Consider the following 21,378-nt stretch of genomic DNA (forward strand, 5'->3'; position numbering starts at 1 on the left):
GCTGGTGGAACGTCAAGGCGTGACGAGGCGCAACCCGATGACGCCGGGGAAGAACGCGAAGAGGATCGTCACGGGCAGCACGAGGAAGACGACGGGCGCCATCATCAGGACCTCCTTGCGGGCGGCAGACTCGATGAGCTCGCGGCGGCCGGCTTCACGGACGTCCGCCGCCTGCGCGTGCAGCACGTCCGCCAGCGGCGTCCCGCGCTCCATCGCCACCGCGATCCCGGTCGCGAACCGGGCGACCAGTGGCAGGCCGGTCGTGGAGGCGAGCGCGTCGAACGCCCGGGCCACCGGCTCACCGGTGCGGATGCGGGCGAGCACCCGGGCCAGGTCTGCCGAGAGCTCGCCGTGGCTGCGTCGTACGACGCGGTCGAGGGCCGCCACCGGGCTCTCTCCGGCGGCGACCGCCAAGGCGAGCAGCTCGGCGATCGTCGGGAACTCGACCAGGATCTCGCGCTCGCGCTTCTTCACCGATGCCCCGAGCTGCTGCTCGCGGAAGAACACCCCAGCCGCGAAGGCGACCAGGCACGACAGGACCGCGGCGACGGGCGCTCCCGCACCACCCAGGGCTCGCACGAGCTGGATGGCGGCCATGATGCCGAAGGCACCCAGCCCCCACAGCACCTGAGAGATGCGGAACTCGTGCAGCGTGGTGTCCAGCCCGGCACGCTCGAGTCGACGACGGACCGATGCGCTGCCGCCCAGGACGCGCTCGACGAGGTCTGCCGCTGCGCGCAGTGACGGACCGAAGATGCCCGCAGCCGCTGCGGTGGGCGAGGACGAGGCCGCCGGCGAGGCTCCGGTGGCGCCCACTCGAGGGAGGTCGCGCACGTAGGGAAGAACCCGCTGCGCCAGCACCGGCCTGCGCAGCGTGAGCACACGAGACACGACGAGCAGGGCACCGACCGTGGCGGTTCCGGCGAGGAGGCCGCCCCACAGAGACGAGCTCATGCCAGGATCCGCCGCTCGGCCGGGAGCCGCCCGATGCGCATCATCAACCTGTAGGCGGTGACGCACAGGCCGGCGCCGAGGCCGAGGACGACGACGCCGGCGGGTGAGGCATAGCGCTGGATCACCGTGGTCTGGAACGACATGAGGAGCAGCACCGCCCACGGTGCACCCACCGCCAGTCGGGCACCGTTGATGGTCCACGACTGCCGGGACTCGAGCTCGGAACGGGTCCGCGCGTCGTCGCGCAGGAAGCCCGAGAGGTTGCGAAGGAGTCGCCCCAGGTCCCCGCCGCCGACCTCGCGAGCCACTCGCAGACCCTCGACGACACGATCACCCACGGGGTCGGCGAGGCGCTCCTTGAGGAGGTCGAGCGAGTCGCCGAACCGACCAGTGACCTGGTAGTCCATGGCGAAGCGCTGGAAGGGCCCGCGCAGCACCTCGGGCCCGCTGACGCCCAGCGCCGCCACGGCGTCGGGAAGCGAGAGGCCCGCTCTGACCGCGCTCGCGAGGTTGTCGACGGCGTCCGGCCACACCTCGATGAAGTCGCGCTGACGTCGGGCTGCCCGCGCACGCAGCACGGAGACGGGCAGGTAGCCGGCCATGGCGGCGAAGACGACGGCGACCGGCAACGTGTGGGAGACGGCCTGGATCACCACGAACGTGACCAACGCCAGGGCCGCGCACAGCAGGACCAGGCCGTTGGGCGTGACGTCCGACAGGCCCGCACGCGCGAGCAGCTGGCTCCCCGGACGTCGCCGCGACGAGTCGCGCGGTCGTCGCGGGAGAGCGAATGCCGACCAGATCAGGGTCAGTCCCAGGCCCGTCGCCAGGCCGATCAGCGCGCCCATCACTCATCCCTGTCCGCGAGGAGCTCGCGGACGTCGATGCCGACGCGCTCGAAACGCTCCGGCCTCGAAACCGTTCCTGAGGCACGACGCAGGTCCTGACCGACACGCTGGAAGATCGGCTCGACCTCGATGACGTCGGACTCGACCCGTCCTGGCACGGCCACGATCTCGTTGACTCGGCGGGAGCCGTCGTGGCCGAGCGCCAGGTGGACGACGAGGTCGACCGAGCTGGCAACCGTGGGGACGACGAACCGTGCCGAGATGTTCTCCCCAGCGAGAAGGGGAAGCGTGCACATCTTGACGAGCGCCTCCCGCGCGCTGTTGGCGTGGAGCGTGCACATCCCCGGCAGCCCCGAGTTGAGGGCGAGCAGCAGGTCGAGGCACTCCTCGGCTCTCACCTCCCCGACGATGATCCGGCTGGGCCGCATGCGAAGAGATTCCTTCACCAGGACCCGGAGCGGGATCTCGCCAGTCCCCTCGAGACCCGCCTGACGCGTCTGCATCGGCACCCAGTCAGGGTGGGCGAAACGCAGCTCGAAGACCTCCTCCGCGCTCACCACGCGCTCACCGCCCGGGACAGCAGCGGCAAGGCAGTTGAGCATGGTGGTCTTGCCCGCCTGCGTGCCGCCTGCGACCAGGATGTTGAGCCCCGCTCGGACCGAGGCGTCGAGGAAGGCAGCTGCCTGAGGGGTGAGGCTGCCCAGTGCGACGAGGTCGACCAGCCGATGGGCGCGCAGGACGAACTTGCGGATGTTGACTGCGCTGAACCCGCGCGAGATGCCTTCGAGCACCACGTGCAGGCGGTGGCCCTCCGGCAGCATCGCGTCGACGAATGGCTGACTGATGTCGATGCGCCGGCCGCTGGTCTTGAGCATCCGCTCGACCATCTCCTGCACCTGCGCCGCGTCGAGCACGAGGTTGGTCAGCTCGTGACGACCTCGCCGGGCCACGAACACACGGCTCGGGTCGTTGATCCAGATCTCCTCGACCTCAGGGTCGTCCAGGAACTGCTGCAGGGCTCCGAAGCCCGAGATGCGGGCCACGAGCTCGCCGACCATCGCGGTGGGGTCGGCGATCGGCGCGACGGCGCCGGTGAGACTCAGGTCGTCATGCTCGCCGACGACGTCCTCGGCGATGCGTCGTACGGCAGCGGGCACGAGCTGCGGGTCGACTCCCTCGCGACGCACGCCCTCGCGCACCTGCGCGTCCAGCTGCTCGACGAGCTGGGCGTGTGAGTGGTCGTGCGTGTAGGGACGCGTCAGCGTCATGGGTGTGTCCCCCTGGTCCCGAGAAGTTCCGGGCCAGACGCTATCGGCGCACGAGCGCCTCGAACCAGAGTGTCCAGACGATCTGTGGACAACCTTCACCCAGTGTTGAGTCGTCCACCCTGGCGGCGGACGACATCAGTGCTGGCGATTCCCTTGTCGTGTGCCGCCAGGGTCGAGCCCCACGGGCGCGACCGCGACGACCCGCCGACGACCCGTGGGCCACACCCGGGCGAGCTCGGGGTCACGCCCGGTCGCGCTGCCATGAGCCAGCGCTGCGGCGTGCGCCAGCGCAACCGCCAGCACCACGAACTGCGCCACCGACGTGGCGTGCCCGCCCGGCAGCGGGATGAACTGGCTGGCGACGAACGCGAGTATGGCCGACGGCACCCACCGCGGCACCCGTGGGTTGCGGAGCATCCCGACCGCCAGCATGACCAGGCCGCTCAGGAAGAAGAACAGCCATCCGACCAGGAGGATCCGCAGCCACAGCTCCTCGCGGAGCGCCTGCACCTGCTCGACGTGCAGCACCCCGGAGGGGTCGAGGAGGGAGTGGGCGTAGACGAGCGCCCCGCCGTACAAGCCCAGGCCCAGGGTGCCGAGGGCGTAGGCCGTCACCGCCACCCGCGACCAGGTCTTCCGCGGCGGGAGCAGGCGCCACAGCACCACCGACCCGCTGGCCATGCCTGCTGACGCACACCCGAACATGAGCGCCGAGGTGAACAGGCGTGCGGAGAAGTCCGGCCGGACACGGAAGGCCTCGTCCAGGGAGGTGTCCTGGGTCAGCGGAGACACCGCGAACGCGCACACCAGGGCCACCACGCCGACGCACAGCATGGCCGCTGAGACAGAGTCCCGCGAAGCCTGCACGTTGCTCCTCCGATCCTGTTCTGAGGTCAACGAGCGCACCGGCCAGGAGTCACGAGCGGACTCGGCCCGCCACCGGACCCTCAGGCCTCGAAGAGGTCGCCGTGCTCCTCGACCCGCGCCAGCACGTCCTCGAAGTCGAACTGCTCCAGGGCAAGCTCGTCCTCGGCGCCCTCCTCGACCTCGTCCCAGGTGATCGGGGTGGCGACCATCGGTCGCTCACGACCACGCAACGAGTACGGCGAGATGGTCGTCTTGGAGCCGGAGTTCTGCGACCAGTCGAGGAACACCTTGCCCGGCCGCTTGGCCTTCGTCATGGCCGCGGTCACCAGGTCGGGGTGGGCCTTCTGCAGGCCCTCGGCGACCTCCTTCGCCAGGGCGGTCGTGCCGTCGCTGTCGAGCTCGCCGGGCAGCGGGGCATAGAGGTGGAGGCCCTTGCTGCCGCTGGTCACCGGCGTGCAAGCAACGTTTCTTTCAGCAAGGGCGTTGCGCACCAGCAGCGCGACGCGCGCACACTCGTGCAGGCCGGCGGGCTCCCCCGGGTCGAGGTCGATGACGAGCCGGTCGGGGTTGCGCGGGGTGCCGTCCTCGTCGACCTGCCACTGGTGGACGTGGAGCTCGAGGGCGGCGAGGTTGGCCAGCCAGGTCAGCGTCGCGAGGTCGTCGCAGATCGGGAACCTGATCGTGCCCTCGCCCTTGCCGGACCGCGACCCCGTGGTCGGCACCTCGTGGGTGCGCACCCACGAGGGAGTGCCTGCGGGGGTGTTCTTCTCGAAGAAGCTGTTGCCCTGCACCCCGTGCGGCCACCGGATCCGCGTCACCGCGCGGTCGGCGAGGTGCGGCAGCAGCACCGGCGCCACCTGGGCGTAGTAGTGCAGCACCTCGCCCTTGGTCGTGCCCGTCGCCGGGTAGAGCACCTTGTCGAGGTTGCTGATGGTCAGGGTGCGTCCCTCGACCTCGACCTGCATCTCGCTCACTCCGCGTCCTCCTCGGCCGGGTCCTCGACGAGGTCGTCGGGGGCGAGGTCGTGTCGTACCCCGATGAACGCCGGTTGACGCAGCCGCCCCTGACCGGAGAAGCCGAGCGACTCCACGTCCACGACGATGCTCGGCTCAACCCAGTGGCTGCCGACGGCGTCGACCTTCGGCATGCCGGCGACGAAGGGTGTCGTCGTGCGTGCCAGCGGCGCCAGCAGCTCCAGCAGCGCCTGTCCGTTGCGGCCCGCGATACCGGAGCCCACCCGGCCCATGAAGACCAGGCCGTCCGCCGACGGCAGCCCGACGAGTACGGCGCCCAGTCGCCCGCGCGAGCCCGTCTCGGGCCGCCAGCCGCCCACCACCCACGAGGTGCGCCGCCGGTGGGGGAACTTCAGCCAGTGCCGCGAGCGGGCGCCGTACTCATAACGCGACGAGCGGCGCTTGCTCACCACACCCTCGAGGCCCTGCTGCTCGGTGGCCTGCATCAGCATCTCGCCGTCGTCGTAGGCCGCCGGCACCTGCCAGTGGACGTCGGCCAGCTCGAGGCCCTCGAGGATCTCGCGACGCTCCTCCAGCGGCAGCCCGGTGAGGTCGCGGCCGTCGAGGCGCAGCACGTCGAAGACCAGCAGCGTCACGGGGTTGTCGCGGGCCAGCACCTCCAGGCGGCGCTGGTTGCGCACGTGCATGCGCTCGGCGAGCGCGGCGAAGGTCGGGATGCCGTCGCGGAAGGCGACCACCTCGGCGTCGACCAGCAGGTCGCGGCCGGCACCGAAGCCGGCGAGCTCGGGATAGCCCGCGGTGACGTCGTTCTCGTTGCGGCTCCACAGCCGCAGCCCGCGCTCGGGAGTGGAGTCGACGAGCAGCCGGATGCCGTCCCACTTCACCTCGTGCAGCCACTCCGGAGAGGTCGGGAGCCGGTCGCCGCGGGTGGCGAGCATGGGGCGCATGGGACATGCTTACCCCATGCGAGCAATCTGGAAGGGTGCCGTCTCCTTCGGCCTCGTGAGCGTGCCTGTGAAGCTCTACGCCGCCACCGAGAGCCATGACGTGTCCTTCCGTCAGGTGCACGCCAAGGACGGCGGCCGCATCAAGTACCAGCGCGTCTGCTCCCTCGACGGGGAGGAGGTCGCCTATGCCGACATCGCCAAGGGCTACGAGACCGAGGACGGCGAGATGGTCATCCTCAGCGACGACGACCTCGCCGAGCTGCCCTCGACATCCTCGCGCGAGATCGCTGTCGAGAAGTTCGTGCCGCGCGAGCAGATCGACCCGCTGCTCTTCGAGAAGTCCTACTACCTGGAGCCCGAGGGCGCCGGCGCCAAGCCCTACGCCCTGCTGCGCCAGGCCCTCAAGGACGCCGATCGGATGGCCGTGGTCACCGTCGCCCTGCGGCAGCGCACGAGCATCGCGGTGCTGCGGGTCAAGGACGACGTGATCGTCCTCCAGACCATGATGTGGCCCGACGAGGTCCGCACCCCCGACTTCTCCGTCGACGTCGGCGAGGCCAAGGACGCCGAGGTCAAGATGGCCAACATGCTGGTCGAGACCCTCGCCGGCGACTTCGACCCCTCCGAGTTCGAGGACGACTACGCCGGAGCCGTCGAGGCGTTGGTGAAGTCGAAGATCGAGGGCGGCGAGGTCAAGCGCACCGAGAAGTCGACCAAGACCGGCGGCGAGGTGGTCGACCTCCTGGCCGCCCTTCAGAAGTCCGTGGCGGCAGCCAAGTCGGCGCGGGGCGAGGAGTCCGAGGAGTCCGAGGACGAGCCCGCCGAGAAGGCACCGGCGAAGAAGACCGCGGCCAAGAAGACCGCCACGAAGAAGTCTGCGGCGAAGAAGGCACCCGCCAAGAAGACGGCTGCGAAGAAGACCGCCAAGAAGGCCGCTGCGAAGAAGACGCCGGCCAAGAAGGCCAGCTAGGTCTCCCCGCCGCACGGTTTCTCTGACCCCAGGGTCTCCCGCCCGCGCGTCCACAGGCTCCTGCCCGATAGTCCATATCAAGAAGCTCCTCAGGAGGCGTCCGCAAGGACCCAATTGATACGGACTATCCCGAGAGTGTTTCGGGTGCGCGGGGGTCAGGCGCGGGAGTCAGGCGCGGGGGCCCTCACCACGCGCGGCAGCCGAGTCGGGCACCCGCCGCGCCATCTCGGCCATCACGAGGTCCGAGAGCCGCGGCGCGACGAGGTTGAGCACCTCGCCGACCGAGCCGACCACCCCGTTGACGGTGATGGGCCGGTCCTCGAGCGCACGCACCACCCGCTCCGCGCACGCCTCGGGCGACTCCGCCCGACGGTCGGCGTAGGCCTCGGTGGGGCCGATCATCGGCGTCGCCACCAAGGCCACGCGCATGTTGGTGCACGTGATGTTGTGGTGGAACTCCTCACGGCCGAGGATCCGGCCGAAGACGTCGAGCGCGCTCTTGGAGGCGATGTAGGGCGCGAACTTCGGCGCCTTGAGCTGGTTGCCCCAGGTGACGATGTTGACGACGTGGCCGAAGCGCTGGTCACGCATCGCGGGCAGCAGCCCCATCGTCAGGCGCACCGGCCCGAAGTAGTTGATCGCCATCGTGCGCTCGAAGTCGTGGAACCGGTCGTGGGACAGCGCCAGCGACCGCCGGATCGAGCGGCCCGCGTTGTTGACCAGGTAGTCCACCGCTCCGTGCTCGGCCAGCACCTGCTCGACGAGCGCGTCGATGGCGTCGCCGTCGGTGAGGTCGACGACGTACGACGACGCAACACCGCCCGCGGCCTCGATCTCGGCCCGCACCCGCTCGAGCTCGTCGGCGCGACGGGCCACCAGCAGCACGTGAGCGCCCCGCCGGGCGACCGCCAGGGCAGTCGCCTCACCGATGCCGGACGAGGCACCCGTCACCAGGACGGTCCGCCCGTCCAGCGGGCTCGGGGCACCGGTCAACCGCCGGGCGAGACGCGCCACACGGGCGCGCGGTGTCTGGATCAGCAGGCTCACGGCGGCAGCCTAGGAGGGCGGCTCAGCCCAGCAGCGAGCGCACCACCCGCAACCCCACCGACAACCGCGCCAGGTCGGCGGCGTCCTCGCGGCAGATGTCGTGGAGCGTGTCCGCAGCGCGCCCCACCAGCTCCCTGTCGGACTCCTCCCAGGCGGCCACCCGCTCGGCGGCGTCGGCATCGGCGGGGGTGGACTCGAGCACTGCCGCGGTGAGCTGCTGGTGGACGCCGTAGAGGTCGTCGCGCAGCGCGGCGCGCGCCATCGTGTGCCACCTGTCATCGCGCGGCAGGGCGAAGATGCGGTCGACCACGACCGGAAGACCGAGCCGCTCGCCGAGGGTGAAGTGCACCCTCGCCACCTCGATCGGGTCGAGGCCGAGCCGGTCGGCCGTCTCCACGATGCCGAGCGCGGCATAGGCAGGAGCCAGTACGGCGACGCGCGTGGCGAGGTCCTCCGGGACGTCCTGGTCGGTGAGCCGCTTGGCCCGCGCCAGGTAGTCCTCGTGCTCCTTGCCGGTGGCGATCTCGGGCAGCGCGGCCATGACGTCCTGCACGCGCTCGCGGAAGAAGTCGACCGTGGCCTGGGAGTTCAGGGGTGGGCGCCGGTTGGTGACCAGCCAGCGCGAGGCCCGCTCGACCAGGGTGCGCATCTCGATGCGCATCCGTGTCTGCCGCTCGGCCGGGACCTGGTTGTCGAGCGCCTTGATCTGCTCACGGAGCTGGAGGGAGCCGAAGATCTCCCGGGCCACGAAGTTGGCTCGCGTCAGGTCGGCGGCAGTGGCGCCGGTCTCGCCCGCCAGTCGGGTCCAGAAGGTCATCCCGGCGCCGTTGACCAGGTCGTTGACCACCTGGGTCACGATGATCTCGCGACGCAGCGGGTGGTCGGCCATGGCGTCCTCGAGGTCGGGCTTCATCCGCGAGGGGAAGTAGGCCAGCAGGTCCTCACGCAGGTAGGGGTCGTCGGGGAGGTCGGAGGTGACCAGCTCGTCGGCCAGCACGATCTTGGTCCACGCGAGGAGCACCGAGAGCTCCGGTGCGGAGAGCCCCTGGCCGTTGTCGAGGCGTCGTCGTACCTCGCGGGAGGTGGGCAGTGCCTCGAGCTCTCGGTTGAGGACCCCACGCCGCTCCAGCTCGCGCATCCAGTCCTCGTGGACGTGGAGCAGCTGGGGGGCGTGGGCGAGCGCGTTGGCCAGCGCGAGGTTCTGCTCGTAGTTGTCGCGCAGGACGAGCGAGCCGACCTCGTCGGTCATCTCGGCCAGCAGCGAGTTGCGCTCCTCCCCCGTCATGTCGCCGGCGGCGACGACGCGGTCGAGCAGGATCTTGATGTTGACCTCGTGGTCGGAGGTGTCGACGCCGGCCGAGTTGTCGATGAAGTCGGTGTTGATGCGCCCTCCCTCGCCGCCGCGCCCCTGGCGGGCGTAGGCGACGCGGCCGAGCTGGGTGAAGCCGAGGTTGCCGCCCTCTCCGACGCAGCGGACCCGGAGGTCCTCGCCGTCGACCCGGATGGCGTCGTTGGCCTTGTCGCCGGCGTCTGCGTGGGACTCGTCCGCGGACTTCACGTAGGTGCCGATGCCGCCGTTCCACAGCAGGTCGACGGGGGCGAGCAGGATGGCCCGCATCAGCTCGGCCGGCGTCAGCTTGGTGACGTCGTCGCCGAGCCCGAGCACCTTGCGCACCTGGGCGGAGACCGGGATCGACTTCGCCGACCGCGGCCACACGCCGCCACCCTCGGAGATCAGCGAGGTGTCGTAGTCCTGCCAGCTAGAGCGCGGCTTCTCGAAGAGCCGCTTGCGCTCGGCGTAGGACGTGGCGGCGTCGGGGTCGGGGTCGAGGAAGATGTCGCGGTGGTCGAACGCCGCGACCAGGCGGGTGTGCTCCGAGCAGAGCATGCCGTTGCCGAACACGTCACCGGACATGTCGCCGATGCCGACCGCGGTGAACTCCTCGGACTGGCAGTCGATGCCCATCTCGCGGAAGTGGCGCTGCACCGAGACCCACGCGCCTCGCGCGGTGATGCCCATCCCCTTGTGGTCGTAGCCGACCGATCCGCCCGAGGCGAACGCGTCGCCCAGCCAGAACCCGTAGTCCTTGGCAACGCCGTTGGCGATGTCGGAGAAGGCGGCCGTGCCCTTGTCGGCGGCGACGACGAGATAGCTGTCGTCCCCGTCGTGGCGTACGACACCCTCGGGCGGCACGGTCTCACCCTCGACGAGGTTGTCGGTGACGTCGAGCAGCCCCGAGATGAACGTCTTGTAGCACTCGATGCCCTCGGCGAGCCACGCGTCGCGGTCGCTGGCGTCGGGCAGCTGCTTGGCGAAGAAGGCGCCCTTCGCGCCGACGGGCACGATGACGGTGTTCTTGACCATCTGGGCCTTGACCAGGCCCAGCACCTCGGTGCGGAAGTCGTCGCGACGGTCCGACCAGCGCAGCCCACCACGGGCCACCGCGCCGAACCGCAGGTGCGACCCCTCGACGCGGGGGCTGTAGACGAAGATCTCGTAGCGCGGCCGCGGCTGGGGCAGGTCCGGGATCGCCGAGGGCTCCAGCTTGAACGAGATGTAGGGGTGGAGCTCGCCTTGGCGGTCGCGCTGGAAGAAGTTGGTGCGCAGCGTCGCATTGATGAGCGTGAGGTAGGACCGCAGGATGCGGTCGTGGTCGAGGCTGACGACGTCGTCGAGAGCCTTCGTGAGCTTCTCCTCGATCGCCTCGATCCTCGCCACCCGTGCCTCCGCGTCGGCGGGGAGGTTGTCGCGGCCGGGGTCGAAGCACGCCTCGAAGAGGCCGACGAGGAGGCGGGTCAGCTCGACGTTCTCGAGGAGGGCGCCCTGGATGTAGTCGAGCGCGAAGGGTGAGTTGCCCTGGCGCATGTACTTGGCGTAGGCGCGCAGCACCGTGGCCTGACGCCAGCTGAGCCCGGCGGCGAGGACGAGCCGGTTGAAGCCGTCGCTCTCGTTGTAGCCGTCCCACACCGCGCGCAGCGCCTCGGCGAAGAGGGTCTTCGACTCCTGGGCCAGGTCACCGGTGTGGTGGAGGCCGAACTCGTAGATGTAGGACTCGCGGGACAGCCCCTCGAGCTCGTAGGGCCTCTCGTCGATGACCTCGACGCCCATCGAGGTGAGCATCGGCAGCACCGCGCTCAACGAGAGCGGCGACCCGACACGGAAGACCTTCAGGCGCGACTCGCCACGGCCGGGCTCGTCCTGGTCGAAGAGCGCCAGGTCGATGCCCTCCGCGCCCTCGATCGCCTCGATCCGCCCGAGGTCGGCGGACGCCCTCGCGGCGTCGTAGTCCTCCTTGTAGGCCTCGGGGAAGGCGTTGGCCCAGGCGCGCGCGAGCCGGGACCCGTCCTCCTCGCCGTAGTCCGCCACGACGGCGCTGACCAGGTCGTCGCGCCACGAGCGCGAGGCGTCGGCGAAGGCGCGCTCGAGCGCCGCGACGTCGACGTCGGGGACGTGCTCGCCCTTGGGCGGGTGCACCACGAAGTGGACGCTGGCTGTCGAGGACTCGTTGACGCGCGCGGTGTACTCGATGCTCTCGCCCTGGAGGCGCTCCTTGAGGATCGCGGTGAACCGCTCGCGCACGGTGGTGGAGTATCGGTCGTTGGGCAGGTAGACGAGCACCGAGACGTAGCGGCCGTAGGTGTCGCGGCGCGTGAAGATCCGCAGCTGGCGGCGCTCGCGTGCGTGCATCACCCCCTGGACCACCGGGGCGAGCTCGTCGGTGGGGGTGTGGAACAGCTCGTCGCGCGGGTAGTTCTCCAGGGTGTCCATCAGCGCCTTGCCGGCGTGGCTGCGCCGGTCGAAGCCCGCGCGGCGCATCACGTCGGCGGCCTTCTCGCGCAGCAGCGGCACCCGGTTGATCGACTCGGTGTAGGCACCGCTGGAGAAGAGACCGAGGAAGCGCCGCTCCCCCACGACCTCGCCGCCCTCGAACACCTTGACCCCGACGTAGTCGAGGTAGGCCGGGCGGTGGACCGTCGCCCGCGAGTTGGCCTTGGCGAGGACCAGCAGGGTCTTCTCGCGCGCCTTCTGGCGCACCACAGGTGGCAGCTTGCCGAACGAGGCGGACAGGTCCTGGTCGAAGCGCAGGATTCCGAGACCGGTACCGGGAACGGCGCGCAGGCCGCAGTCGTCGGGGTCGTCGGAGGCGCTCTCGAGCTGGTACTCCCGGTAGCCGAGGAAGGTGAAGTGGTCATCCGCCAGCCACTCGAGGAACTCGCGCCCCTGGCGGAGCTCCTCGTCGTCGAGCGGCGGCGGGTCGTCGGTGATCTGCTCCACGACCCTGAGCACCTGGGCGTGCATCTTCTCCCAGTCCTCGACGGACTCGCGCACGTCGCGCAGGATGCGCTGGATCGCGTCGGTGACGTCGGCGACCTCGTCCTCGTCGACCCGGTCGACCTCGACGTGCATCCACGACTCGGCCAGGGTCTGGAGGCCTTCGCTGCTCGAGCCGCGACCGTGATCCCCCTCGTCGAGGGCGGTGACGTGCTTGAGCGCCCCGGTCACGTCGCGCTCCACCCGCAGCTGGGGGTGGACGACGTGGTGCACGGTGTGGCCCAGCCGGCGCAGCTCCATCGTCACCGAGTCGACGAGGAACGGCATGTCGTCGGTCACGACCTCCACCACGGAGCGGCCCCCGACCGACCAGCCGGCGGTCCCGGTGGTGGGCGTCGACACGCGCACCGCCGCGGTGCCCTGCGGACGGGAGACGGCCAGCGCGTAGTGGGACTGCAGGGCGCCGAGGAGGTCCTCTGGCGCCTGGAGGGTGACGTCGTCGGCGGCGACGTGGCGGAAGTAGGCGCCGAGGAGCGACTCGACGGTCTCGAGTGGCGGACCGTCGCCCTCGCCTCGCTCGTGGGCCAGCTGGATCGTCTGGGCCAGGTGTTCAGCCTTGTCGTCCTCGAGCGTCGTTGCCACGATCCCGACCCTAGGACCCCTCGTGTGACGAAGCCAACACGGGTGGCTACTCGCCGGTCACCTCTGGTCATGGCGGCCGGGAGGCCCCTCCGACATGATGACCGGCATGAGCAAGCGTGTGGTCAAGGAGCTGGTGTACGACGCCTCGCCGGACGAGGTCAGGGCGATGCTGTTCGACCCGGCGTTCCGCGAGCGAGTGCTCGCGGACCAGAGGGTCCTGCGCGGCTCGGCCCGTGTCGACGGCGGGGTGGTGACCGTCGAGCAGGTCCAGTCGGCCGACGGTCTGCCGTCGGTCGCGACAAAGATCGTGGGCGACGAGATCTCGATCGTCCAGCGTGAGACGTGGACCACCGACGACCACGCCGACGTCGAGGTCACCATCCCGGGCAAGCCCGGTGAGATCACCGGCACGGCCACGCTCCTCGAGCGTGACGGTGCGACCATCGAGCGCATCGACCTCGAGGTGTCCGTCCGGATCCCGCTCGTCGGCGGCAAGCTCGAGGCCCTGATCGCCGGGATGCTGGAGAAGGCGCTCGACAAGGAGCAGGCCACCGGAAGGGCCTGGCTGTCCTAGGACGGGTCAGGACCCGGCGTCGTCATGGGACCGACGCCACCACACGACCAGGGCCAGCAGGACGAACGGCCCGAACGCCAGGAACAGGGTCAGCGCCTGCTCGACGGGGTGCAGGGCTCCCATGTGGAGCGGGATCATGCCGCCATCCTCCCACCGCCACGCAGGACGTCATACGCCGGTCGACCGGTGGGTGCACCGACGTATGACGTCCCGGCCGGGCCTCAGCCCATGTGCGGGTAGCGGTGGTCGGTGGGCGGCACGAACGTCTCCTTGATCGAACGTGGGGAGGTCCAGCGCAGGAGGTTGGAGGCGGCCCCGGCCTTGTCGTTGGTGCCGGAGGCGCGACCGCCGCCGAAGGGTTGCTGGCCGACGACGGCGCCGGTGGGCTTGTCGTTGACGTAGAAGTTGCCCGCGGCGAAGCGCAGCTCGCGCCGCGCCCATGCGATCGCCTCGCGGTCCTGGGCGATGATGGCGCCGGTCAGGGCGTAGGGCGCGAACGACTCCATCTGGGCGACGACCTTCTCGAACCTGTCGTCGTCGTAGACGTGGACCGCCAGGATGGGGCCGAAGTACTCGTCGGAGAACATCTGGTCGGTGGGGTCGGTGGACTCGATGATCGTGGGCCGCACGAACCACCCGACCGAGTCGTCGGTCTGGCCCCCGGCGAGCAGGGTGAGGTGGCGGTTGGCTCGCACACGAGCGATCGCCTTCTTGTGCTTGGCGAAGGCGCGGTCGTCGATGACCGCACCCATGAAGTGGGACAGGTCGGTCGGGTCGCCCATCGAGAGCGCCTCGGTGTCGGCGATCAGCTGGTCCTTGATCTTGTTCCACACGGAACGGGCGACGTAGGCGCGGGAGGCTGCGCTGCACTTCTGGCCCTGGAACTCGAACGCGCCGCGGATCATCGCCACCCGCAGCACGTCGGGGTCGGCGGAGGGGTGAGCGACGATGAAGTCCTTGCCCCCGGTCTCCCCCACGATCCGCGGGTAGGCGCGGTAGGTCGAGATGTTCTCGCCGACCGTGCGCCAGAGGTGCTGGAAGGTCGGCGTGGAGCCGGTGAAGTGGATCCCGGCGAGGTCGGGGTGGGCCAGTGCCACCCTGGAGACGTCGAGGCCGTCGCCGGGGAGCATGTTGATGACGCCGGGGGGCATGCCGGCTTCCTCGAGCAGCTCCATCGTCATCGAGGCGGCGAGCTGCTGGGTGGGCGAGGGCTTCCAGATGACGGTGTTGCCCATCAGCGCCGGCGCCGTGGGCAGGTTGCCGGCGATCGCGGTGAAGTTGAACGGCGTGATCGCGTAGACGAACCCCTCGAGCGGGCGGTGGTCGGTGCGGTTCCAGATGCCCGGGCTGTTGGCGATCGGCTGCTCGGTGTGGATCTGCTTGGCGTAGTGGACGTTGAAGCGCCAGAAGTCGATGAGCTCGCACGCCGCGTCGATCTCGGCCTGGAACGCGGTCTTGGACTGGCCGAGCACGGTGGCGGCGTTGAGGCGCTGGCGCCACGGTCCGGCGAGCAGGTCGGCGGCCTTGAGCAGGATCGCGCACTTCTCGTCGAAGGGCATCCGCTGCCACGGGAGCGCAGCGTCCTTGGCGGCCTTGATGGCCGCCTCGGCGTCCTTGGTCGTGGAGTTCTTGAAGGTGCCGAGCACGTGCTGGTGGTCGTGGGGCTGGACGACCTTCATCTCGGCGCCACCGCCGTTGCGCCTGCGACCGTTGATGTGGGCGCGCAGGGTGTGCTGCTTGCGCTCGAGCCGGTTGATCTCGCTCACGAGTGCCTCGCGCTCGGGGGTGCCCGGCGCATAGGTCAGGTTGGGCTCGTTGGTGGGAGCCGGGGGGAAGGTGATCGCGTCCATGGGCCGATCGTGTCAGAGAGTGATCTGGCTCTCAAAGGCGGCAGGTGGAGCGTTCAGGACAGCTCCATCACCAGGTCGGTCTCCGAGGCTGCGTAGTAGGCCAGGTCGTGCTCGAGACACGCCGCGACGGCCCGCTCGATCCGGGCCACGTCCTCGGTCGACTCGGTGCCGGTCAGCGGGAGTGACCCGGCGACGTCGCTCACTGCCGGCGCGGCGCCATCGGTGTCGACCAGCCATGCCACCACGTCGTTGGGCACGGAGAACTCGGCGTGGACCTCGCAGAGTCCGTCCTGCACCGGCTCCACCGAGTCGACGTCCACCGCCATCACGATCCTGCGCATGGGCTCGCCCTCGTCGTAGAAGAGCCGCAACGAGGCCTGTGCGGCCTCCGTCATGGCGTAGTGCTCGAGGCCTTCGTCGTCGAGGTCCGGAAGCGCCGACCGCAGTGCCTCGGTGACGGTGTAGACGAGGTGCCGGTCGGTGTTCCAGTCGGGAGCCAGCACGTCGCCTGCCTGCTGCTGGACGCTGACGACCTCGCGGAGATTCATCCATGAGCCCGGCTTGTAGACGCGGATGCTCACGGCTTCTTCACGTCCTTCGGTGCGGTCGCCTTCTTGCGACCCCGCGGCGCGCGCGGACGGCTCTCGCTGGCGGAGTCCTTGAGCTCGTCGAGGGCCTCGAGCAGTGTCTGCGCGAGCACGTCGGCGTCGGGTACGGCGTCGCGGTCGGCCGTGATGCCCCAGAAGACGCCGCCGTCGTAGGACGTCACCCCGAAGGCCAGCGGGTGGTCGGGCAGCAGCGGGTGGACGGGGTAGGACTCGAGCATCTGGGCCGAGCCGGCGTAGAGCGGGAACTGCGGGCCGGGCACGTTGGTGACCGAGACGTGGAAGCCGCGCCGCAGCTCCGCGACGGCGAGCCGCGAGCCCAGGGCGTGGAAGGTCGTCGGGGCGAACCCGGCGATCCCCGAGAGGCGCCGAGCCGAGACGGCGCGGCCGGTCTCTCGGTGAGCCTTGAGGTCGTAGCTGACCTGGTGGAGGCGCACGACCGGGCTCGGCTCGAGGATCGGCAGGTGGACCATGTGGCCGGTGATCTGGGTGCCCAGGGAGGTGGCCTCCAGCTCGTCGTCGATCACCGACATCGGCACGATCGCCTTGACGGTGCGCAGCCCGGCCATGGACTCCGAACGCGTCATCAGCCAGCCGCGCAGCGCTCCGGTGAGGGTGGCCAGGATGACGTCGTTGACGGTGCCTCCGTGGACCTGGCGGATCTTGTTGTAGTCGGCGAGGTCGGTGCGCACGGCGACGAAGCGGCGCTGCTGGGAGAGGCGCCGGTGCACCGGCGTGGAGTGGACGGGCCCGCGACCGGCGAGGGCGCCCGCAACCTCGGACACCCGGTCGCTGGCGGACTCGGCCTGCCGCGCCAGGGACTGGGCGGTCGCCTGGGCCGTCGTGATGAGGGTCGCCGGGTTGGCGAGCGTCTCGGTCAGGGCACGCGCGGCCACGGCCAGCGGGCCCGGGCTCGGAGTCGGCCGCCACTCGTCGTGGCCGAGCAGCTCGCGGTCGGGCGTGGTGTCGAGCAGGACCTGCCCGATGTCCACGGTCTCGCGGCCGTCGACCAGGATCTGGTGGCTCTTGGTGAGCAGCGCCACCCGGCCCTCGGCCAGACCTTCGACGAAGTAGCACTCCCACAGCGGGCGGCTGCGGTCGAGCGGCCGTGAGGCGATGCGGGCGACCAGGTCGCGCAGCTGGTCCATGCTGCCCGGTCGCGGTAGCGCCGAACGACGCACGTGGTAGCCGAGGTCGAAGGACGGGTCGTCCACCCAGGAGGGGTTGGCGAGCTTGCCCGGCACCCACTGGAGCTTCTGGCGGTAGCGGGGGACGAACGCGATCCGGTCGTCGATCAGCTCGACGAGGCGCTCGTAGTCGAACCCCGAGGCGCCGGGGTCGAAGATCTCGACGGTGGCGTTGTGCATGGGCGTCGTGGGGGACTCGGTGGCGAGGATGGCCAGGTCCCGCGGCCGCAGCCGCTCGCTCATGTGGTGTGCCCTTCGTCGGTGTGCGTGAGGCCCGTGCCCGAGGACTGGCCCGGGTGCCGAGACGGTTGTTCAACATGGGATTCTGGCAGAGGTACCCAGCCGGCACGGCCGGGTGCCCACCGGACAACGAGGAGAGAACCCTGATGCACCGTCGCCTGCTCGCCCGCACCGCACCGCTCGGCCTCGTGCTCGCCCTGGCCCTGACCGGGTGCGGCACCGACGACGGCAGCGACCCCAACACGCCGAGCGGCGAGGCGACCGAGCGGACCAGCACCCCCGAGCCGTCCGAGACGCCGACCGAGACGGAGAGCGCCGAGCCGGAGGAGGAGCTGCCCAGCAACGTCATCACCATCACCCGCCAGGGCGGCAAGATCACCCCCAACGGTGAGCGCGTCAAGGTTCCGCTGGGCGAGGAGATCACCCTCGCCATCGAGGCCGACGAGGCCGGTGAGCTCCACGTCCACTCGACGCCCGAGCAGGAGATCTCCTACAAGAAGGGCATCTCCGCCCACCAGCTCACCTTCAAGCAGCCCGGGGTCGTCGAGGTCGAGTCGCACGAGCCTGACGTGGTCGTCCTCCAGCTCCAGGTGAGCTGAGTGCGGCGCTCCCCCGCCGACACCGCCCTCGCGCACGGCTTCGGAGGGGCCAAGGACCTCCCGATCCCCTCGGAGCTGGCCATTGCGGGAGCCGTCGCGGCCCTCGTCGTGTCGTTCACCGTGCTGGCCATGGCCTGGCGCAACCCGCGCTACGACGCCGCGACCAGCGGTCGTCCCGCGCCGGCATGGCTCGACACCCTGGTGTCGAGCCGCGCCTTCGAGGCCGTGCTGCGAGCGCTCGGCATGGCGTTCTTCCTCTACGTCGGCATGGCCGCGGTGTTCGGGCAGGACACCTTGATCAACCCGTTCTTCGGCAGCTTCTACGTGCTGCTGTGGGTCGGCATCGTGCCCGCATCGCTCCTGTTCGGACCGTTCTTCAAGGCCGTGAGCCCGGCCAGGACCCTCAGCAAGCTCTTCGCGCGGGTGTCGGGTGTCGAGGGCGAGCAGGGCCTCTTCCGCTACCCCGAGCGCCTCGGCTACTGGCCTGCGGCGCTCGCCCTGCTGGCCTTCGTCTGGTTCGAGCTGGTCTATCCGCACGCCACCGAGCTCGGACCGGTGCGCCTGTGGTGCGCGGCCTACCTCGGCATCATGCTCATCGGCTCCGCGCTGTTCGGAGGCACCTTCCTGGCCCATGCAGACCCGTTCGAGGTCTACTCCACGCTCGTCGGCAAGCTCTCGGTGTGGGGCCACCGCGGCGACACGCTGGTCATCCGCTCGCCGCTCGCCAACCTCGACACGGTCGCCGTACGCCCCGGGCTCGTGGCCGTGGTCGGTGTCCTGTTCGGCAGCACCGCCTTCGACTCGTTCCGCGAGTCGACCTGGTGGCTGCAGCTCGTGCAGTCCACTGACATCGGGCGGGTCCTCCCGGACACCCTCGCGCTCCTGGTCTTCACCGGCGGCGTCGCGGTGGTCCTCGCTGCTGCGACGATGGCCACCGGCGTCTCGGCCGAGGTCGAGCGGCGACTGCTGCCCGACCTCTTCGCACACTCGGTGGTGCCGATCATCGTGGGCTACATGGTCGCCCACTACCTGACCTACTTCGTCCAGCAGGGTCAGCTGACGCTGATCCAGCTGAGCGACCCGCTGCAGGAGGGCGCCGACTACCTCGGCACGGCCGACATGCAGGTGAGCTACTGGCTCGCCCTGCACCCGACGTTCCTGGCGGTCACCAAGGTGCTCGCCGTGGTCACCGGCCACGTGCTGGGCGTCGTTGCGGCCCATGACCGCGCGGTCAGGCTCCTCCCCCAGCGACACCAGCTCACCGGGCAGCTCCCGCTGCTGTTCGCGATGGTGGGGTTCACCGTCGGGGGGCTCTACCTGCTCTTCGCCGCCTGACCGAGGCGGTCAGGGCCTCAGTAGGGCCAGCCGGCCGGCGCGACCGGGCTGATCTCGACGATCTCGCACGACCCGCGGTAGTCCACGACGTCGTGGGCGTCGCGGTAGCCCACGAAGACCACCCGGTCAGCGGTTCCCTCGTCACCCAGGGTCGGGTCGTCGCAGTGGATCTTGTCGAGCTCGCCGTCGGGGAAGACGTAGATGGTGTCGTTGCCCTGCTCGGTGAAGACCCGGTCGCGGCCGGGACCGAGGAAGACGGTGTCGTCCCCCTCGTCGCCCTTGATCTTGAGCTCGTCGCCAGCACCGTCGATCAGGAGGTCGTTGCTCGGACCGCCCGAGAGAGCAAAGTCGCTGCCGTTGCCACCGTCGAGGATGTCGTCACCGTCGTGGCCGAGCAGCTTGTCGGTGCCCTCGCCGCCGTAGAGCCGGTCGTTGCCCTCGCCGCCGTTGAGGGTGAAGTCGTTGCCGTCCTCGCCGTAGATGAGGTCGTCGCCGTCGGCGCCGGTGATGTGGTCGTTGTCGGTGCCGCCGTAGAGGACGTCGTTGTCGCGGCCGCCGTCGATGGTGTCGTTGCCACTGCCGCCCGAGACCCAGTCGAGGCCAGACGCCATGGCGATCCGGTCGTCGCCGGAGTCACCGTAGGCCTGGTCGTCCCCGAGGCCCGCGAGGATGTAGTCATTCCCGCCGCGACCCTTCACGACGTCGTTGCCGCCGATGGCCAGGATGCGGTTGGCCTTGCTGTTGCCGCGCAGCACGTCGTCCTGGGTGGTGCCGCGCTTCATGTTGGCGGCGGAGGCCACGCCCGTGGAGGCGAGGACGAACAGCAGGACGGTCAGCAGCGTCAGGGGGGTACGACGGTTTCTCAACGAGATCTCCTATGAAGGGGTGCTTGACCAATTCTAAAGGGGATCTGATAGAACGTTGAATTTTCAGAAGATTGGCACAAGAACCTTCAGCGGGACCGTAGGAATCGTCCAGGTGCCCGCTTCGGTGGGGAGAGGACCGTCCCCGGGAACACGGCATCGACCAGCCCTGCGATCGCCTCGGCAACCGGGCTACGACCCCCGTCGACCAGCGCACGACCGGTCACCAGCGCGCGGTCCAGCGCCGCCCGGTCCTCGGCCAGGAAGTGAAGCCCCGAGATCCGGGCGAAGCCCTCGACCATCCCGGCGATCTCCCGCTCGGACCAGCCGATGCTCGGTCGCATCCGGTTGACGACCACCCTCGTGGGAGCGGCCAGCGAGCGCTCCCGCAGGTCCACCAGCCCGCGGGCGAGCCTGGACAGGCCGACCGGGTCGGCTGACCCGACCACGACGACCTCGTCGGCGAGGTCGAGGGCGGCGTGGGTCATCGCGTTGCGGGCGGGCCGACCACCGAACTCGGACCCGGGGTCGTCCTCCAGGGAGAAGCCCGTGTCCACGACGACGTGGCCACGTGCACGGCCGGACTCCAGCAGCTGCTCGACGTGCGGGCCGCGCACCTCCCGCCAGCGGTCCGCTCGAGGCAGGCCCGTCACGACGGCCAGGTGCTCATCGATCCCCCGGCACACCGTGCCCCACCGCTGGGCGAGCTGGCCTGATCCGGCGAGCCGCGCGGCTGACAGCAGGCCGGACACCTCGTCGAGGACACCCAGCTGCTGGGCGACGCTGCCACCGTAGGGATCGGCGTCCACCAGGAGCACGGGCGCTCCGCGATGGGCCAGCTCGGCGGCCACGTTGACCGCCACCGTGGTGCGCCCCGGAGCGCCGGTGGGGCCCCAGACCGTGATCACGCGGTGCGCCTCGTCAGCGGAGGCGACGACGTGGTCGGCCTCGGACGTCCCCCCTGCCCGGGTGTCGTCGACTCCCTCCGCCCTGGAGATCAGCTCCGCGAGCTCGGCCATGTCGGCCGCGCCGACGACCGTGCTGATGCCGAGCCGGGAGGCCCGCTCACGCACGTCGAGGTCCTCGGGAGGACCGTTCGTGACGGCTACCGGACGCAGCGCGTGGCGGCGCAGGTGGGTGACCACCGAAGGATCCAGGCCGGGGGCATCGAGCGCGACGACCGCGACGTCTGCCTGGCCGCTGGTCGCCGCGGCCATCAGGTCGTCGACGTCGACGCAGCGCTTGAGGACCGCCACCTGGGGGGCCCGCTCGAGGATCGCGAGCGCCGTGGACTCCCACCCCTCGCCCGCGGCGAGCAGAAGTGTGCAGATCACC

Annotated in this window: 18 protein-coding genes; 4 read left to right on the plus strand and 14 right to left on the minus strand. The window is 70.3% G+C overall.

Going from position 1 to position 21,378, the window contains the following annotated elements:
• Positions 1–12: 12 nt before the first annotated feature.
• The 6 genes from EXE58_RS02425 to ligD (EXE58_RS02450) form a co-directional block, all read right to left on the minus strand.
• On the minus strand, positions 13–954 hold the full coding sequence (locus EXE58_RS02425) for a type II secretion system F family protein (protein ID WP_135266407.1): 942 nt from the start codon (positions 952–954) through the stop codon (positions 13–15).
• Complete coding sequence (locus tag EXE58_RS02430) at positions 951–1,802, minus strand: type II secretion system F family protein (protein ID WP_135266408.1); 852 nt, start codon at positions 1,800–1,802, stop codon at positions 951–953. The genes EXE58_RS02425 and EXE58_RS02430 overlap by 4 nt, the downstream gene beginning before the upstream one ends.
• Positions 1,802–3,070, minus strand: a complete 1,269-nt coding sequence (locus EXE58_RS02435; RefSeq protein ID WP_135266409.1) for a TadA family conjugal transfer-associated ATPase — start codon at positions 3,068–3,070, stop codon at positions 1,802–1,804. The genes EXE58_RS02430 and EXE58_RS02435 overlap by 1 nt, the downstream gene beginning before the upstream one ends.
• 135 nt (positions 3,071–3,205) lie before the next feature.
• The gene (locus EXE58_RS02440) at positions 3,206–3,937 is read right to left on the minus strand and encodes a hypothetical protein (protein WP_135266410.1); all 732 of its coding nucleotides are present in this window, start codon (positions 3,935–3,937) and stop codon (positions 3,206–3,208) included.
• Between the two features lie 80 nt (positions 3,938–4,017).
• On the minus strand, positions 4,018–4,902 hold the full coding sequence (gene ligD, locus EXE58_RS02445) for a non-homologous end-joining DNA ligase (RefSeq protein ID WP_135269382.1): 885 nt from the start codon (positions 4,900–4,902) through the stop codon (positions 4,018–4,020).
• A 5-nt stretch (positions 4,903–4,907) separates the two neighbouring features.
• On the minus strand, positions 4,908–5,858 hold the full coding sequence (ligD, locus tag EXE58_RS02450) for a non-homologous end-joining DNA ligase (protein ID WP_135266411.1): 951 nt from the start codon (positions 5,856–5,858) through the stop codon (positions 4,908–4,910).
• A gap of 16 nt (positions 5,859–5,874) precedes the next feature.
• Between ligD (EXE58_RS02450) and ku the strand changes: the two genes are divergently transcribed.
• A complete protein-coding gene (gene ku / locus EXE58_RS02455; protein WP_135266412.1) occupies positions 5,875–6,828 on the plus strand; it encodes a non-homologous end joining protein Ku in 954 nt (317 codons plus the stop codon).
• A 168-nt stretch (positions 6,829–6,996) separates the two neighbouring features.
• Here ku and EXE58_RS02460 read toward each other — a convergent pair whose 3' ends face one another.
• Positions 6,997–7,875, minus strand: coding sequence for an SDR family NAD(P)-dependent oxidoreductase (locus EXE58_RS02460; protein WP_135266413.1), 879 nt, complete (start codon positions 7,873–7,875; stop codon positions 6,997–6,999).
• A gap of 22 nt (positions 7,876–7,897) precedes the next feature.
• Positions 7,898–12,790: an NAD-glutamate dehydrogenase gene (locus EXE58_RS02465; protein ID WP_135266414.1), complete on the minus strand. Its 4,893-nt coding sequence runs from the start codon at positions 12,788–12,790 to the stop codon at positions 7,898–7,900.
• A 106-nt stretch (positions 12,791–12,896) separates the two neighbouring features.
• On the opposite strand from EXE58_RS02465, the gene EXE58_RS02470 reads away from it, so the two are divergent.
• Entirely contained in the window at positions 12,897–13,364 is a 468-nt protein-coding gene (locus tag EXE58_RS02470; protein WP_167288634.1) for a DUF2505 domain-containing protein, read from the plus strand.
• 6 nt (positions 13,365–13,370) lie between these two features.
• On the opposite strand, the gene EXE58_RS20250 is transcribed toward EXE58_RS02470, so the two are convergent.
• The 4 genes from EXE58_RS20250 to EXE58_RS02485 all read right to left on the minus strand — a co-directional run bounded on the left by EXE58_RS20250 (position 13,371) and on the right by EXE58_RS02485 (position 17,249).
• Complete coding sequence (locus EXE58_RS20250) at positions 13,371–13,502, minus strand: hypothetical protein (RefSeq protein WP_279638256.1); 132 nt, start codon at positions 13,500–13,502, stop codon at positions 13,371–13,373.
• 83 nt (positions 13,503–13,585) lie between these two features.
• Positions 13,586–15,214: an L-glutamate gamma-semialdehyde dehydrogenase gene (pruA, locus tag EXE58_RS02475; protein ID WP_135266416.1), complete on the minus strand. Its 1,629-nt coding sequence runs from the start codon at positions 15,212–15,214 to the stop codon at positions 13,586–13,588.
• A gap of 53 nt (positions 15,215–15,267) precedes the next feature.
• Positions 15,268–15,795, minus strand: coding sequence for a DUF6912 family protein (locus EXE58_RS02480; protein ID WP_135266417.1), 528 nt, complete (start codon positions 15,793–15,795; stop codon positions 15,268–15,270).
• Entirely contained in the window at positions 15,792–17,249 is a 1,458-nt protein-coding gene (locus EXE58_RS02485; RefSeq protein ID WP_135266418.1) for a WS/DGAT/MGAT family O-acyltransferase, read from the minus strand. Before EXE58_RS02485 ends, EXE58_RS02480 begins: the two co-directional genes overlap by 4 nt.
• A 143-nt stretch (positions 17,250–17,392) precedes the next feature.
• Here EXE58_RS02485 and EXE58_RS02490 point away from each other — a divergent pair, with 143 nt between their 5' ends.
• Positions 17,393–17,845, plus strand: coding sequence for a hypothetical protein (locus tag EXE58_RS02490; protein ID WP_135266419.1), 453 nt, complete (start codon positions 17,393–17,395; stop codon positions 17,843–17,845).
• Positions 17,846–19,180: a hypothetical protein gene (locus EXE58_RS02495; RefSeq protein WP_135266420.1), complete on the plus strand. Its 1,335-nt coding sequence runs from the start codon at positions 17,846–17,848 to the stop codon at positions 19,178–19,180. It abuts the gene before it with no gap.
• Positions 19,181–19,197: 17 nt separating this feature from the next.
• Here the strand turns inward: EXE58_RS02495 and EXE58_RS02500 are convergent, their stop codons facing one another.
• Together EXE58_RS02500 and EXE58_RS02505 are read right to left on the minus strand one after the other, a co-directional pair.
• Positions 19,198–20,046 carry a calcium-binding protein gene (locus tag EXE58_RS02500; protein WP_135266421.1) on the minus strand — a complete coding sequence of 283 codons (849 nt, stop codon included), beginning with the start codon at positions 20,044–20,046 and terminating at the stop codon, positions 19,198–19,200.
• Positions 20,047–20,132: 86 nt separating this feature from the next.
• On the minus strand, positions 20,133–21,377 hold the full coding sequence (locus tag EXE58_RS02505) for a CpaE/TadZ family protein (RefSeq protein ID WP_135266422.1): 1,245 nt from the start codon (positions 21,375–21,377) through the stop codon (positions 20,133–20,135).
• Position 21,378: the final 1 nt, after the last annotated feature.

Origin of the sequence: Nocardioides seonyuensis, from assembly GCF_004683965.1 — a bacterium.
Taxonomy (GTDB): Bacteria; Actinomycetota; Actinomycetes; order Propionibacteriales; family Nocardioidaceae; genus Nocardioides; species Nocardioides seonyuensis.

Excerpts from the sequence above, each read along its gene's own strand:
- ligD (WP_135266411.1), bottom strand. The coding sequence starts at position 5,858 with ATGCGCCCCATGCTCGCCACCCGCGGCGACCGGCTCCCGACCTCTCCG.
- EXE58_RS02485 (WP_135266418.1), bottom strand. The coding sequence starts at position 17,249 with ATGAGCGAGCGGCTGCGGCCGCGGGACCTGGCCATCCTCGCCACCGAG.
- EXE58_RS02470 (WP_167288634.1), top strand. The coding sequence starts at position 12,897 with ATGAGCAAGCGTGTGGTCAAGGAGCTGGTGTACGACGCCTCGCCGGAC.
- ku (WP_135266412.1), top strand. The coding sequence starts at position 5,875 with ATGCGAGCAATCTGGAAGGGTGCCGTCTCCTTCGGCCTCGTGAGCGTG.
- pruA (WP_135266416.1), bottom strand. The coding sequence starts at position 15,214 with ATGGACGCGATCACCTTCCCCCCGGCTCCCACCAACGAGCCCAACCTG.
- EXE58_RS02430 (WP_135266408.1), bottom strand. The coding sequence starts at position 1,802 with ATGGGCGCGCTGATCGGCCTGGCGACGGGCCTGGGACTGACCCTGATC.
- ligD (WP_135269382.1), bottom strand. The coding sequence starts at position 4,902 with ATGCAGGTCGAGGTCGAGGGACGCACCCTGACCATCAGCAACCTCGAC.
- EXE58_RS20250 (WP_279638256.1), bottom strand. The coding sequence starts at position 13,502 with ATGATCCCGCTCCACATGGGAGCCCTGCACCCCGTCGAGCAGGCGCTG.
- EXE58_RS02490 (WP_135266419.1), top strand. The coding sequence starts at position 17,393 with ATGCACCGTCGCCTGCTCGCCCGCACCGCACCGCTCGGCCTCGTGCTC.
- EXE58_RS02435 (WP_135266409.1), bottom strand. The coding sequence starts at position 3,070 with ATGACGCTGACGCGTCCCTACACGCACGACCACTCACACGCCCAGCTC.
- EXE58_RS02425 (WP_135266407.1), bottom strand. The coding sequence starts at position 954 with ATGAGCTCGTCTCTGTGGGGCGGCCTCCTCGCCGGAACCGCCACGGTC.